The organism is Geomonas terrae (assembly GCF_004791675.1).
GTDB lineage: Bacteria > Desulfobacterota > Desulfuromonadia > Geobacterales > Geobacteraceae > Geomonas > Geomonas edaphica.
Window position 1 is genome coordinate 882,073 of the sequence record NZ_SRSC01000001.1, and the last position, 16,019, is coordinate 898,091.

Below are 16,019 nucleotides of genomic sequence, written 5' to 3' on the forward strand. Positions count from 1 at the left end.
TGCAGCTCTTAACTGCTTGATATCAAGTTGCAACGGGCAACTTTCGACGCCGACAAGGGTCATTCTTGGAAGCCGATTGACTAAGAAGTTCGGACACTTTCCGCGTAACATTTGTGTGGGGGGGGGCAATAGGCTACTAGTTAATGAAGAATGTAAGGCTTAATTATCTCAAGAAAGGTGCCGGGTTGCTGCAACCGCACGACGGTCCTGTACATTATGTGGAGATTAGTTCGATGAACTCATCATGTCGGGTATCGTAAATCCAATGGCCCTCTATGGCGTTAAGATTAATCCAGGAAACTGGAGGACCGTCCGCAAAGGCAGCGCTAGTTCCTCTCTCTGGATAGGGTACTGGAGTGTGACCAAAAATCTGCCGACCAACTGCAGGACTTGGTTGGGTTTGTTCACCATATGCATCAAACCAGAATATCCCTCCATACTCATCCGTTCCACCACGACATACTGGGATTTTGAACAAAGGCCCGTGCCCATATCGCAGTTCGTCCGGACCATGGATAGGAAGCCGGGTTTGGAGCTCCCTTTTAAACTCCGTGTTGATCCAATCCGCAACGGTTGCCTGGTCGGTTGTCCCTACCTCTTTGACAAGAAAGCGGCCAACCTTTGGTGAGACGCCTGCATGAGTACAAAGCCACCCGTCGATGGAATAGGCTGCCAGGAGGCGGTCCCGGGCCGCGTCGAACTGTTTCTGGAAAGCTACTTCCCCGAAACTACCATAACACTTCCAAGGACGCTCCGGAAGGTAAGCCAAGTCATGATTGCCCCACAAAAGAATAGAGTCAGACTTGAGAAGAAGGTCAAGGCATTCTGCTTCTTTTTCAAAGGAGGGGCGGTGAATTCTGCTATCCACAACGTCCCCTAGGCAGATATGCAACTCAGTTGGCCGGAAGCTGAGGAACAATCTGGCTACAGTGGGGTCACCATGTATGTCAGTCGTGATTATAGCCATATCTTTTGTGCAGGTTTGTACCAACCTTTAGCACTTTCATTATTAGGTAAATGTCTCATTAGGCATGAGAATGTCGATTAACAGCTGCACTAGCTCTCAGAACAGGACAGCACGAGATTCTTTGCAGTGTGCTTCGTCAGGCTGTGAGAGCCCTCGTCGTAACGCTTGGGAGCATTTCGAAAGTGCTGGCTATTTTGTTGAAAATACATGCTATTTTTCCCACTGATTGGCAGTCAATGCTGAAACTGACTGCCTCATTGGTCATCTTTTTAAATCACTGTGAAAAAAATGACCTGCCGTTGATTATGGCACTCAACCCACCGGCGACGTCTATCACCAACTGCTTATGCTTTCTCACAATGTGCGCAGGAACCCCTGCAAGCCTGCGGAGTTTGTTGACAGAAATAGGTTCGGCTTTAGAAGCCATCTGTCCAACCGCCCAAGCAACACGACGTTGCAGAAATTCGGAGTGCCCTTCACAGCGGGTCTGGAGAACCTGTCGTACAAGTTCGAATTTACGTGGGTTATTGTTGTACTTTGATAGTAACTGTGCCTTCTTCAATACTGCTGTCGCTGTCACTTGCACAGGCTTAGCACCTGTTGCCAACATCTGTTCGATAATGTTTTGAACCTCTAACTGTTTCTGGTTATCTAGCGCGTCCCAGTCAACCCTGGCTTTGCAGCACACGGTCCGTGTAACGCTTTTTTTGGGAATGTGCTCAAAAAACCATTCTTTATCATTGGTAACTAATGCGTCATACACCCCCGAAAGGTCTCTCAAGATATCGGACCTCGTCGCCGACGGATGAATTGCAAGGTATTCCCGTAAGCGACGGCGATTCTTTTCTCTAGTTCGCATCCTAGCAGAATTCCAATAGCGGTCGTTGAGCCCGGGCTCATCCAACTCGATCAGGGTCAGGGCCCACTCGCTGCAACCATATCGCCGCATGATGGTTATCTTCTCAATTCCTTGTCGCAGATCCTCTTTTACGGCGATTACGGTTTGATCACCGACCTTCTTCCTAGTCTGCCGTGAAAGAATGACGCGCCAGTGACGTCGACGTGCTTCTTCAACAAGTTTATACACCGGCACGCCGATACGTTTTGAAATTCCCGGCAGACCGCATTCTGCCGACTTCAGTAGACGAAAAAATTCTTCACCCCACGGAGGGTAAGCAGACCCCGAGATGGAGGGTGACGTGAACGTACGTGAAGTAGCACCATAGAGGATGCTTTGCTCAAAGATTTCGACAGATTCGTATAATGCCCCCAAGACAAGCAGGAAATGAATGGACGGGCTTCGTTTCTGACCTTGCAGTTGGCCGTTAAGGAGTCGACGAATCCATACCGCCGGCTGTCCGTCGGTCCACACGGGCACCCCTAACCATTCAAGAGCTTCACGCCCAAAGCGGTTTTCGACTCCGTGCGCAAGCTTTATATGATCCAGCAGGCACCCCCGCCCCCATCCCCGCTCCAATGAAGCCTGACGCAAACTTTCCCTGATATTCCTGCAGGCGGTGCCAGAGGAGTTGACCATGAAAGCACTCTGCTGTGCTAACCAGACGAGGGGTTCCTTTACTACCGGCAGCTTCGTATCTGCACGCAACGGCAATATGCCTTCGTCACAGAGGCATCGGCCGGCCATCAATAAGGGAACTCCTTTAAGCGGATAGAATCCACATCGGCTACATCCTTCTGAGAGCTCTGTTGTGTGCTTCCAACAAACCGCAACGCCTGGCAATTGATGCTCCCGCTTGAACAACGAGAACCCTAGCGCCTGCCTGTCTTCCTCTGCGCAGGTGAGGCAATAACGCGGATGGGGCGCTGAAGCTCGACATTGATTGCGAGATAGCCCAAGTGCCATTGAAAAAGGATGGGATGACATTGAGACACTAAGCCTGACAACACATTCGTCCCGCTCCCTAGCGTCGTCAAAATAAGTAAAATAAGGTAGAGAAGTATGCTCACGAACGATCAGTGTCGCGTCGCGCCAAGGGTGACCATGCGGCATTCTCGATGCTATTTTTGGCAGATACCCCGGAAGAGCCGCCAAGAGTGGAGTGTTACGACGTTGTCCGGTTAGCTCCTGTAACAGTTGGCCGCCAGTAGCGGCCATTCGCGCGTTACACCGACAAAAGAGAGAATAAACTGTTTCACCTTTTGCCGGGTGAGGAAAGAATGGAAACGGCGAAGCGTTGTGGTTGGCAGACCTGTCGTTCATGGAGTCCCATCTTCGAAAAGAGACGTGTAGCAACCAGCTTTATGGAGCGCCTCGTGTATCACCTCTGCGGACACCTTTTTTTTATCCTTCTGAGACCTCACTTTCTTACCGCTCTGTCCAGCCCGATGAAGGCCTGCAGTTAATTCCTCCTGCTTGAGAGTTAGAGCTGAACGGACTCGTTCTAGCCGATTCTGCAGCGGGTCTCTCTTAAACCCCGACATCGCGTCAAAATACAGATCATCATATTGCGCAAGTTCCTCCTCATCATTTCTACTGAGGATTTGAATCATCGGGTGCAGCGGCCGGAAACGGTTCTGATACACGTCCTCAATCATGGCTGGAGTTACAGTCTCCATCCCTTCCTCAATCGCAAATGTCTGCGCAGTGACGAAAAGGTTCAGCATTATTCCCGTGACCCCTTGACTGCATCTGTATAGGACTTCCACCACCTCGTCGTCCAACGGCTGCGGATTTCGCACCCACTGAAACCACCAGACTACATTACACAGCGATCGCCAATCTTTATCCTCATGGCTACTTGGTCTCTTTAACTCGTGAAATCCCCCTTCTACGAGACGCCGGGCTATACTGTCATCTTCCCGTAAGACAGTCGCTGCCCGATACGTCCCTACAAGTATAATAGGCACGCCCAGTTCTTCACGTAGGTTTAGGATCAGGGCAAGAAACTCCTTCTTCCCACCTGACTTGGCGAGGGATATGTTCTGAAACTCGTCAACGACTAATGCTCCGATGTGGTGATTGACGACTATTTTTCTGAGAGCAGAGACATAGTGCGTTCTCGTCATGGACTTGTCTGCAAACATCTTCGCATATAATTTCATGCCGAGCAAATCGTCGGCGCGATCACCAAAACTCTTGCACACCGCCTTCGCGCTGCACTGGTCCGGGACATTTCGCATCATGTACAGTATCTGGCTTTCGCAGAAGGGAGCACCTCTATAGTAGGAGTGCCTGATGACCGGCTTTCCCATTGAGCGCATTACCGCACGAATAAGAGTGGACTTCCCCATTCCTGAAAGACCAGTCAAGAAGGAGATGGTGGCTGGCACCTGCGGAACGAATTGCCCTCGGATGCTAGAATCTAGCGCCTCACGAGCTGGAATCTCCCCATGAAGGAACTGTTGGCCTGTGACCGTAGTCGGATTGCGCCACCGATACCCGCTCATAACCTGACCGTAAATTCTCCCTTGTAACCGGGCATGTTGGGTTGTCGGAAACATGAAATTCAGTAAACGGGCAGGGAGTAACGCTCTGTAGCAAGAAGGGAGGTCTCGTTCGCTCTCGTCAAATTCTGGGATTCGGGAAAGACTACTAATTGCTTCTTCCGAGCAATTGGGTGGCGGCAACAGTGCCTCTACGAGGGGATTACCTTCGAAATCTTTTACTGGCAGTGCATGGTAAACTGGATTTTCGTTTATGAAGCCTGTCATCTCCGACTCCTCCACATTTGCATGGCCAGTTCACCGATTGTAAGGTCAGATTTGTTTACTTCCGGCGGTGGGTGCTGCTGGTCCGGCAGCGGAGCAATCGGAGGCGACATGCCTTCAGCCGCTGGAGTTAGGTCATTGCCCTGGCAGATCTCCTGCAACTCAGAACCTATTTGTACAGGTGTCGCAGGCATCACAGGTGGCACAGGCATCATTAATAGCGGCGTTGGCGCTTTCGCTGCTTCGATTTCCAGTTCAGTGCTGCCCCTCATGTCCTTCCTCCGGGTCGCTTTGGATACTCCCCTTCTGTCCTCCCGAGCCTCCTCCTCTGCTTGCTTCACTATCTGCCTGATGCCCTTATCTCTTTCACTTTTGCGGTGCAGGCTTTCATCCTTTGCGTCTCTACGCAGTCGCTTCACCTCATTTCGGAAGATTTCCAGCTCGAAGAAAGCGGCTTTTCTGCGGATAACCGCCTCATCTTTGTTCAGGGCTTGGACCCACTTTTTCGCTTTTCTGTCGAAAAACCAGATGCGGTCAGCGCGGTGCTCGTCATAGCGAATGTCTACGAGTAATCCGTTTTTCCCGGATGCTCGCTTGTAAGTCACCGCGTTCACCACGGTTGGTGAGACGAAGGTCTGCGATTTGAAGTAGAGGCCCCTCGGCGTCAACGACGCTACCCCTTTCATCATTAGATTTTCATAAATCTCAGTATCGGCCAACTTGCGAGTGTGCCCACAGTAATGCTGAAGCCCCCACCGGTACAGGCCGATGTGCGTAACATCTTCCTCACCATCTTCGATCATCTCAGGAGGTATGTAATCACTAGGGACAGGATCGTGATTCAGACCAATGATTATCTCGACGATAATCTGCTCCAACTCGTAGATTGTTAAAGCAGCAGAATCGGTCCCGTCATTCTCTCTTCGCATGCGCACCTTTGGATGCCGACCGGGCAGGCGATGTGAATGACCGTGCTTCACGTCCTTTATAGCTGACTCAACCTTGCCCTTCCGTTCTGGGCACATAGGTGGCATTATCTCGACCACAATGCCGATTCCAGGAACAAGCCCTGCTTTGTCGCTAACAAACTCACCTCTATCCGCTGCTAGACGGCTAGGAAGATGGTGACAGGGCCAATCGTCACTGGTGTAGTTGAGACCCAGACGATCGAATACCGCTTGTTTATCCGTAAAGCAGTTATGAAGCGCCTGGGACGCTAGGGCCCAGCTCGCGTTGTGAAGTGAAAGAGCATACCCAACTATCGCCCCGGACCAGACGTCGATAATAATGTACAGGGTTGCTTCCTTAAGCACCTTCGCTCGGTTGAAACGCGAGACCAACCTAACCTGCACCTTTGTTGCGTCGATCTCGAACCGGAACCCCGGCCCAGGAACTTGATCGCGGCTCCACCCCCTAAAGTCCCAGTTAGGACGTTTCTGCCGGATCCTGCGCGCCACCTTCCGCACTTTGATTCCCAATTCTTTCTTTAGTTGTTCACAGACGTAGCGAAACTGTCCGAGCGATGGTAACTTCTCTGGTGGAAGAAGATTCTCTTTGATTTTCCCCTTGCTCTCGATGAGGGTTCCCTTCTTGTAGTACATCTTCTTTGTTTCCATGAAGGCTTCCTCCAGAGTTCGAGCTCCCTGCAGGAAGAACATCTTTGCCCCTTTCTCCAACTGTTCACGTACGGCCGGCAAAGGGACCTGGCTTGCCGTCGTTTTATCATTTGCCTTGCGGCCCCTCCTTTTTGAACCAGCTGCTTGCTGTAGTCCGAGACCACCACTTTTGAAATAGCGCGGGACGAGAGCACGATCGCTTTTCCCACCCCAAAGATACAGGTAAAAGAGGCGCCGAACCATACGAGGAGAGACGTTGCACTCCTTTGCCCGCTTCTGGAACAGTTTTCCTCTTAATTCTGAGTCAAAGAGGGCTTCGTCGGTTTCAAAAAGGGGAGCAATGATGCTGACAGCCTTTTCCTTCTTCATTTCTTCCACAGGAGTCAGTTGTTGCGTGGTCGGAACCAACTCAAGCTCGACTTCCTGGCCTAGAAGAATTTCCCCTGCTTCGATTGCTGCTCTGAATTCTGACGACGGAACCGGGAATGGCGCCGTAAGCGGGAAAATATCGAGCCGGATCAGGTAGATATCTCCGGCCGGACCTATTCCAACAACTCGAGCGAATCCCTCTACGAAAGTAGAGGTATCCGGCGCTGCAGATACGATGTCGTTTATCTCAAACAAAATGCGCCTCCCGTCTCTGCGCTCTCGGCACCGGCATATCATGGTGGATTACTCGCGCATCTAGGTCCACGTCCAGAAGCCGCAACCATACTGCCCTTCCAAAAAGATATGAACATTCATCTTTGGAGAGACCGGTTCTTCCAGCAACGCGACTTAAAATGGTGAGAAAAGAGCTGTCATTGCCCCAACTGGAGTTAAACTCCTCCAGAAAAGATTCCATGTGATCGTCCAGCCAATTGAGTTCTGCAGCTACCATGTGCACTCGGAGCCGGTCGAGGTTCTGAGCTCGAACTAAAGGAATTTCCTTCTCCGTAAGTAACTGCCATGGGATTCCTCGTTTCTCCCAGTACACCTTCTCTATAAACAGCTTTTCTCTCGTTCTGCTATTTTTCGGGTTTACAGGGTCTACTTGCGAAAACGGCTTAACACAGACGACTGCCACGCTGGGACGCTTTTCCTTTACTAGGCTTAGAACCAGATCGGATGTCATCACTGTAGGTGTGGCGGTTCCCGGGTAGATTGGATGACGGATGCCGAAGCGATCGGCAATTTCCTGCGTCTCCTCCCACTCTAACAAAGCAAACTGTTCGCGTATGCCTGCGACCGAAGGCTCATACTCCGCAAGAAGATGGCAGGCATATTCGAGGTCGGACAGATAGTGGTGAACGCGGCCGGTCTTCAATCCGAGCACCATGCGTGAACGGCCGCGGGAAGGGACGTCCCTGACATAGAAAAATGGGCGATAAAGGGATCCTTCCCCCTGTCCCAACCCCTGAGCAATCCATCTTTGGACATCTTGCATTGTCACATTTTTTCTTTTCTTCAAGCGTCTTCCTCCCGGACGCCAGCAAGAAACCTGCTGTTTTCACCCACCCCTCGATGATGGCGTTTCCCCGTCAATGGGAGTATCTGAAAGGTTTGTGATGCACTCGATGCTGGTCGCATGTCAAATCGCGGCATGTTCAAAACCACCGCTAACGGTTCTGTGGAATCAGCGACTCAATCCAGAACCCAGGTGGAACCGGTAGCTGGTGATGCCGGCAGGCCACGAGCAGGATGGGCCAGAAGTTAGTTTTGATGGGTGACAGGTCCTTGAACCCTGTGCTCTTGCGAGCACCTTCCGATATTGTGGCAAGTAGTTGTGCCCCCCCTTCGGCCAAAGGTATATCCGAAAGAGCGCAGCCATGGATATTGTCCCCGAGGTACAATTGCGATTCTGAGGAGGCATCTGGCGTCCAAAGCTGCAGCGTACAGTGCGCCAAATCCTCCCGGATGAGAGTACTCAACGCCTCGACGGTGTCTCCGTGGCCAAGAGCTTGCAACCAAGCTGCGATCAGCGGGATAAGTGTGCTGCCAGCGGTCGCTTCTTTGAAGTATTCGTCTGATCGATCACGCGGGTGATCCACAAGTTCGCGATAATCAGAGGATGACGTGGGGTAGCGACCACGTATGTGGATGGTGAAGATAAGTCGGCCCGCCATCTCCTGAAGCCACGACGATATTCCCACCGGATCCAGCTCGCTTGCTAGCCAAAGCTGAAGGAAAAGGGCGACGTCGGTTGCCTGCCGATCGCATACAGGCAGGAACATGGACGGGTTATTGTTGATCAACGCCAGTCCCGCTTGAATAAGGTGCACCACCCGAGCATGGGCAGCGTCCTTGTTCATTTGGTCTCCGTGCTGGCCGAGCCAGTAAATCCAGAGCCCCGTCAGGCTGATTCGGCCCAACGCCTCAAAGAGGGCAAGGTTTACATCCAGTGAAGCCTGTGTGCGAATCGACATTGAGAAGCCGTGGCGAACCTGGGCATACGGCAGGACCTTCCGCTCTAGAAATTCCGATGAAATGTTAAGGTGTAATTCGATCAACTGTTGAAGGACGGTGTTGAGGGCTTTTGCTTCATGGTTTTTGCGGTCAATTGTGGGGCGTAGAAGCTCCCATACGTTGAGCAACACTAACTCGCTTGCGCGGTATGGCGCTTCCAGGTTGTCGATGTCACGAGCCCAAACGAATAGAATCCACAGGCAGATGTTAAGTTGCCGAGCTGCACGGACCCGTGCCTTGCCTGATGTTTCACCAAATTCACGTAGGTCGTGGGTTAACCGGGCGAAGTGTTGGTATGCAATGTCAGGCTCATCGATCATAGCAACTGCTTTCTGGAAGCTGCTGCGCATTGGTTTTGGAAGAATCTCCTCGCGGAGAATTCCCTTCAGGAGCAATCCAGCGATCTTGTCGCCATTCCATTCATCAAAGGATATTCTTTCCGTGGTGTTCTCGGCGATGTAGCCGGTAAGGGATTCTCGTACTTGTTCGTGGACATCGCCGCCAAAAGCGAGGCAGATGACAACCTTCAGGTCTTTGTACTTCACAGGGATCCTGTTTCTGACGTATACATCCCGGATCTCATTGAGTGAAGACCGTAGTGCCTGCGGAGTCCCATCCCAGTCCTGCCTAGTAAGATCCCCCTGCTTTACAGAAAAAAGGAATATCTTTCGATCACCGTCGTTGTCCTCACCGACAGCAGCAATGTCGACACCACGTTGCAGGGTACCCCGTCGTGGTCGGGAATAAACAGTGAAGCCAAGTTCGCTCAGGAGGTCGGGGAGAATGGCATCAAGTTCTTCACGTTCTTTGAGTGAGGCGAGATAATCACGTATGAGCAGTTTCATGACGACAGCCTTTCGCCTCGGAAGACCCGGATGGTGTAATCAAGACCTACCGGGTCAACTATGTCCATACGAGGCATCTCAAAAGAAATGCTATAGGGCTTCAGGTCCATCTCAAATGGTCTAAGAGTATCGCTCCCATCATTTAAGAAACTGAGGGAACGGTTGCCATATAGAAGTACGGAACGTTTTATCATACTCAATAGCGGAGACTGGCTTTCCGCTGCCTTCTGGGCGTCTCGCATCTGGTCGAAAGTGCGTAGCCTTTGGATGCTTCGTTTGTGTTCAGAGGGACCAAGCTCCTTTATAAGAGGAAGATCCTGTATTGCTGCGAGGTAGCGATCATTCTCAGTCAGGCAGTTATCCACGCGACTTTTTGCAGCATCTTCAGCCGTGAGGTTTCCAAGATAGTCTCGTACGCCTACGTAATTAATCAGGAGCGGGTCGGTTAAGAGCTTCTGTACCTGGACAGCAGTCTCTTCCTCGCAAACTCTTAGCACAGAGACCACAATTGACGCGGCAGTGATCGGTTTAAAGAAGAACCATCCGATCGCTTTTCTGCATAGAAAGATCTGTGCAGCAGAAGTAATTGCCAGATCGCCAGAGCGGATCTCAAGAACTGGGCCAGCCATCCCACCAGTCTTTAGTGAATTAAGAAGACCATTGCAAAGGCTTCGGGTGCCAAGCAAAAGCCACTTGACTACAGCACGACTGAGACGCTCTTTCGGCCCTGAGAGCAAGGTGTTCATGAAACTTTGGAGTTCATCGAGCTGAAGGTGGTTATCTTCTCGGGAAAGTAAATCCGTAACATAATTGATGGGGGCATCGTCATACCCGTGTTCGAGCAATGACTGCAACCCTAGATCCAGGTCATTTATTACGGCTTCGCTTGCAGGTTGGAGATGGGCTAACCCCTTTAGTAGACATTCAACAATCTCCGGGATAAGAGCTTTTGGGTAGGCCGAGAGTATATAAGCTGACTGTTGCATCGTAAACGTGCCCGCACCTTCAACCAAACGGGTGATCAAGGCTATTGCCTCAGAGGGGGCGACATCGGTGCCGCGCTCAAGAATGGCTGCCGTGGCATTGAGCATCATTGCACGCTGCTTATCGTCAGGCTTGGATTCTGTTAACTCGCTAAAAACGGCAAGGGTCGCGGCGCGGGAGGCATCGTCTTTGTCATCAATGCGCCCGAGCGCTGTGATAGCTGAAAGGCGGCGCTCATCACAGTATTCGAGCGCGATCTCACGGGCTTCCGCGAAAGCCTTTGTCGCTTCCAAGGCGAAGGTGAGATGGTGAACGGCGAGTTGATCACCGGCACGCGCTGCGGCAATAACGCTGCAGGCTCGTTCAGGCATTTTTTCACACCAGGCGCGGAAAGCTGCGTTTGGTTGGTTTGCCGCCAGATCCTTGCCGCCGCGAGCCACCAAGGCATTGATGCACGCCATCATGCGTGCTGGTGTTGTTTCAAGCTCTGGAATTATATGGCAATAGAAGTTACTCGCGCTGAAGAAATGGTGACCTTCTAACCCCAAGAGGGAATCGCCTTCTATAAGCTGTAGCAGGTCGATCGTGCCAGCATTGTGCAACGCAGCACAACGGCCTTCGACCACTTCGAGATTTGCCTTATCCGTTAAGCCAAACCTCCGCGCCATTTCAAGTGCCAGAGTCCCTTCGTGGAAAGAAGCAACCAGCTCTTCAGATGTTGGTACCGTGTCCATTGCTACCTCACGTCAATTACCTCAGAAGCTTTCCGAAATTTTCTTTACCCGGCCAACCTACCTCACCCAAGGACCAAGATTATCGGTGATATCGCGCTTCAAGAATTTTTTGTCAAAGCCGTCCTCATGCTTTTTCATCCATCTCTCAACCTTGCGCTTGTTCAGCGTGGCGTGCTTCATCTTTAGCTGAAAAAGATCACTCCCATCGTCTGCCGCGGCTACGTCAGCGCCTAGCCAGATCCAAGCACGCCTATCAGCTGATCGCAGAAACAATACCCATGCAGCATAGCCGTCGGTCGCGGTGGAACTACTTAAGTACTTTTTCCACCAATGGTGTGAAGAGCCTTCCCGGGAACGCTGACAGCATGAGTCGTGGTAAAGGCCTTCGTGCCCCGTCTTCAGCTCGTAGTCGGGCCATGCATCAGGAATCGGCAGATCATTGTGAGCTGTAAATCCTTCCAATACTACGCCCCGCTTTCGGCGCCAGGGTAAACGTGAGGATTTATCCTCTGCAATGAGGTTGGATAGCCATTCGCCTTTTCCATTGCATGTCGCTGCAATTGCAATCTCCAACAACTCCTTGTCCGTTGAACATTCCTTAATTATTTCCTTACGGAGTTCCGAAATTTCCGGTTTGTCGGGTGCCCGAAAAGCCATATGGACAAGGTCATCGATATCAGCCCGGCCCACGTACCGGGTTCTTAGAGCCTGCCGCAGGCTTCTCCAAAGCGTAACCCCGCGAACTGTGTCATGCTTGAGTAACGCTTCACAAAGCGAAAGATATACAGATTCCGCTAGCAGAACCCGCCGCCTAAAATCAGTGGTAAAGGTTTCCGATCCCTCCAGCCATCCCTCCAAAAATTCCGGGATATGAACCACTACAGCTTCGAGATCTTCTACATGAACGTTAGTGAGATACAGCTTTGCTCCATTTGCTCGTGCGGACCGTATTCGCTCAATCGCGGTCTTGGCTGCCCGCTGGAGCGCGTTCATTTGAGCTTCGTGTTCGAATGCTTGAAGTAAGGCAGTAATTGAATCCGCGGTCGATTCTTTAGCCATTACGGATAGGGAAAGCTGCCCATCTTCACCTTCAGGACGGTCGGCTACAACAGTCACGCCGGGATCAGGAACTTCCGCATGCTCTGTCCTAAGGATCTCGCCAAGAATGGTCGCGGCCAGCCGCAGTTCCGCTATGTGGCTTCCACGTCGGCACGCTGCTTCAAGAAGACGCCAAGGTGCCAGTCGTGGGGCCACTTGATCGAACGGAACGGCTATCGTTCCTGCTATGAGGGCACCACTCCCGTAGTGGTTTATCCAAAACTCTGTACTAGGAGACCATGTCCAGTCACGCAGAAAGAGCTCGTTGCCAAACCGGGCTGAGTCCATGTTTCGCAAAGCAAAATACGCAAGCCCTTGGAGGCTGACGTCACTGCCGAATGCAATTTGGGTCAGCCAGGCCCACGCTGTGTCACTGTTGGTTATGCGAGTATGGGAAAGTAAGGTGAGAAGAGCTCGCCGTTCAGCTTCTGATCCATTGCTAAAACGGCAGATGAGTGCGTCAGTTTCGTCGGCATGAGATTTCTGAAAAATCTCTAAAAGGTCAGTATAGAGGTGTTCCAAATCAGCTTCGATAATAACTTCGATCTGGCGAGTGAAACTTTTGTTGTGAAGTTCTATGATGAGTAAGTTCGTAACTGCCGTCAGTTCATTGCGCTCCGACTCCAATGTTGCACTGGATCGGAGTATTCTGGCAGCTTCGCTTTCGGCATCACCTGCGATGAGAAGGGATTCGGGGGCATGGATTGCAGCCCAGTAGCGAGATTCTGGAGGACAAGCTCGAAGGCTTTGCATCTTACGTCGAATGAGATCTGTGAGAAGATTGGGATCGCATCTAGCGAGGACAGGCTCTAAATCCTCGAACTCAAGATCCTCAGCTGTTTTTGTGGTACGCGTCCCCACACATTCAACGGCAAATTGCAGGGCATATTCTCGAACTTCATTTATGAATGCTGCAGGTGGCTCGAAATGGGGATCTAACCAGAATTCCCGAGTCCGCTGGATCCGCACGCGAATCGGCACCTCAATATTATGGAGAACAGCTTCAACGTGACGGCGTTCCAATCGAAACCAGCTCCGGCACGGATCGGGAAGGTAATCTTTTTGGTAAAATAGGTGGCGATCAAGGCCTGAATCAATAGCGGCGGCTTCGCTCTCGTCAACTTCTTCACCAGTCATCCACAGCAGGAGGGCTGCCGCGCGTGCAGGTAAGCCTTGGTGCACTCCAGGTTCGGGGTGCCGTTTAAGCACCGCACCAGATACTGCACGTAAGGCATCTGTCGTCTCAAGAGGATCGACCTCGTTCAGCAGGCAAAGCCACTTCAGTCTATCCCACATACTTCCGCTTTGCCACTTAATAGCCATAACAACAGCAGCAGTTTCGAAGATACTCACGGCTGGTGCTAGTGGAAAACCCTCCAGAATTGAGGGTAGAGTCGCGCCAAGCGCCCGGCTATCGTGGTCAACAAATCGAAGGTCGAGACCAAGGACGCGAATTGGGCCAGAAGCATCGACACCAATGCGGGCGGCAAAGTGCTCAGAACGTCTTTTTTCAATCTCTGAATTGGACTCGTTCGGCTCAACCTCACGTGAGACTACGGAGAGCCACTGGCATGCCCGTCCTACAATTGCCGCCAGGGCGGTAAAATCTGTCCGGGGGATTGCGCGCAAAGCATTAACGGACCAGCCACGTGCAGAGGCGTTTGCATATTCCGTAGAGTGCTCTATGCAACATAGCAGTGGTTCACAGAGCTCTGTTGCTAGCGCGACTACTTCAAGCCGGTGCTCGTCTGGAACATTCTGGGTTTGTAGCCATGCTGTTACTAGAACGCCGGCAACAGGGGAGGTGGCTACGCCACGTTCGACAATAATTGATACGGCAGCCCGCAATACGTCCGCTCGCTGCTCCAGACCTCCTAGTGGATCTAACCAACGTGTGAGCTCGTTGTTGACGGAATCAAAAGACGGCGACGCAATCCCCTCCAATTCAGCAACTAATGCTACTCCTAACGCATGAGCCACGATATCGGGGGTCAGCCGTATGTTGCCCGAAGTGTCACGTATGGCGAAGCGGCCATCGATGATGTCACTGAGTCGGGCATATATTTCTTTTCCTGATAAATCTGCCCGAGCAGCCGTGTCGCTAAGCTCCTTCAGTGAAAACGACTGTATTCCATCCCGATAGAGACCTGCAATCTCTTGTAACCACTCCAGCCATTCCGCTTCGCTGAAAGACTTACCGTCGCGGTATCCAAGAGTATCCCGTCCATATTCCCAAAGCAGGCGATGGATAGTGACTTGCCCGGCTTCGACAAGGCGGTCCTTCAGGTGCATGACTAAACGAAAAAGGCGCGGATTCTGCGCAAGGCGAAGGACTCCAGGATGGAGATCGGCTTGGGTAAGCCCCTCAAATGCTAGGAGTCGGTCGAGTTCACCGCCAGGCTGCCTATCAAAGGGACCAACGGCAACTTGGACAGCAGTTACCACAAGACCTCGCAACCCGTGGAGTCGGTCTCCAAAATGATGGGGTCGGGTGCTTATGAGGACTCGGACGCGGCCCTGAAATGCCTCCCCCTGCAAAGTCTTGAGCAACTGGACCCAAGGCACTGACGGCTCTTGATTCAGCCCGTCGAGCAAAAGAGTGAGAACCGGACCTTCATCGGCTGGTCGTCGCAGTAGATTATTCAGACGGCGCAACCAGTGCTGACTGTCGCGAAGTCCCGTGATCTCATACAGGCAATTTGCAAGAAAGCACTTAAGCTCCGTCTCGGCTCCAGATCTTAGGACGGCTGCAGCTGAAGAGGGGATAACCATCACAGCCGGCAGTACTTCATGACTATCCACCAACCAATCCAGCGTTGCCCATGTTTTACCAACGCCGTCCCACCCGATGACGGCTGCAGGTGCATCATCGTGGGCAGCGCCATGCCACCAGACATCGAGCGCATCATGAACCTGGCGCCGGCGAATTTTCTTACTCTCTGCGCCGCCAGCTGCGTTTTGCCCGAGAGCGGCGTTAGAGGCACGAGGAGATTCCCAAATGCTCAGGATCTTTTTCCAGCAGAGCGACTTCAGAGATTCAAAGCCCAAGCACCATGACTGAAGATCACGCTGGAGGCGCTCGGTTGTTTCCGCTGAGATCGGTCCAATCCTGCGTGCAAGTTCTCCAGCTTTCGCAGAAAAAATATGCTCGACGATATCAGGAGCATGGGCACACAGGGCGGCCAATGCAGGCACTCCGTCCTTTTTCCAATCCAGTATGACTACCGGCACTCCAATACTTTCACCCTTCAGGTTCAGGCTCTGCTCAAGCTGTTCCGGAACTTCGCGTGTCGCAACAAGGATCCATGCTTCAAGGGCGGGGTCGCGTGACAAGGCATGATCTATTTCCCCTAAAAGTTCCCGATCACTCAATGGCGTCTTGTCACCATACCTCTTGCACTCAATGCGGAAGTGCCTGCCTTGGCGCCCGCTGGGTCCAGCGTCCCCTCCATGTTGGAACCCACTTTTGGCTACTGCTATGGTGAGGCCTAGCAACTGTCCGAGGAGCGCCGCAGCTAGCCTCTCCAACGTTCCAGGCTCTGCCTCATTTTGTAGGAGAGCTTTTAGCATCGCCAATTCTTGCATCCATTACTCCAAGAAAGGTACGGGTTCCCTCACGTAGCATCAGGCGATGATGGCACACTGCGCCACCATGGCGCCG

Annotated in this window: 8 protein-coding genes and 1 pseudogene; all 9 read right to left on the reverse strand. The window is 52.0% G+C overall.

What is annotated here, in order from left to right; translation table 11 throughout:
- Positions 1-214 precede the first annotated feature (214 nt).
- A complete protein-coding gene (locus E4633_RS03705; protein ID WP_135868908.1) occupies positions 215-967 on the reverse strand; it encodes a metallophosphoesterase in 753 nt (250 codons plus the stop codon).
- A gap of 274 nt (positions 968-1,241) precedes the next feature.
- Positions 1,242-2,612 (reverse strand): TnsD family Tn7-like transposition protein, encoded by a 1,371-nt coding sequence (locus E4633_RS03710; RefSeq protein WP_246037885.1) that lies wholly within the window; start codon positions 2,610-2,612, stop codon positions 1,242-1,244.
- Positions 2,613-2,678: 66 nt separating this feature from the next.
- Positions 2,679-3,188: pseudogene (locus tag E4633_RS20970) on the reverse strand (TniQ family protein); the annotation flags it as partial.
- Entirely contained in the window at positions 3,185-4,639 is a 1,455-nt protein-coding gene (locus E4633_RS03715) for an ATP-binding protein (protein ID WP_135868910.1), read from the reverse strand. The pseudogene E4633_RS20970 and the gene E4633_RS03715, both read right to left, overlap by 4 nt.
- Positions 4,636-6,876 (reverse strand): DDE-type integrase/transposase/recombinase, encoded by a 2,241-nt coding sequence (locus E4633_RS03720; RefSeq protein WP_162604932.1) that lies wholly within the window; start codon positions 6,874-6,876, stop codon positions 4,636-4,638. Before E4633_RS03720 ends, E4633_RS03715 begins: the two co-directional genes overlap by 4 nt.
- A complete protein-coding gene (locus E4633_RS03725; protein ID WP_135868912.1) occupies positions 6,869-7,702 on the reverse strand; it encodes a TnsA endonuclease N-terminal domain-containing protein in 834 nt (277 codons plus the stop codon). Before E4633_RS03725 ends, E4633_RS03720 begins: the two co-directional genes overlap by 8 nt.
- Positions 7,703-7,850: 148 nt before the next feature.
- Entirely contained in the window at positions 7,851-9,542 is a 1,692-nt protein-coding gene (locus E4633_RS03730) for a chemotaxis protein (RefSeq protein ID WP_135868913.1), read from the reverse strand.
- Positions 9,539-11,260 (reverse strand): hypothetical protein, encoded by a 1,722-nt coding sequence (locus E4633_RS03735; RefSeq protein WP_135868914.1) that lies wholly within the window; start codon positions 11,258-11,260, stop codon positions 9,539-9,541. The genes E4633_RS03730 and E4633_RS03735 overlap by 4 nt, the downstream gene beginning before the upstream one ends.
- Positions 11,261-11,317: 57 nt before the next feature.
- Positions 11,318-15,943: a hypothetical protein gene (locus tag E4633_RS03740; RefSeq protein WP_135868915.1), complete on the reverse strand. Its 4,626-nt coding sequence runs from the start codon at positions 15,941-15,943 to the stop codon at positions 11,318-11,320.
- Between the last annotated feature and the right edge of the window lie 76 nt (positions 15,944-16,019).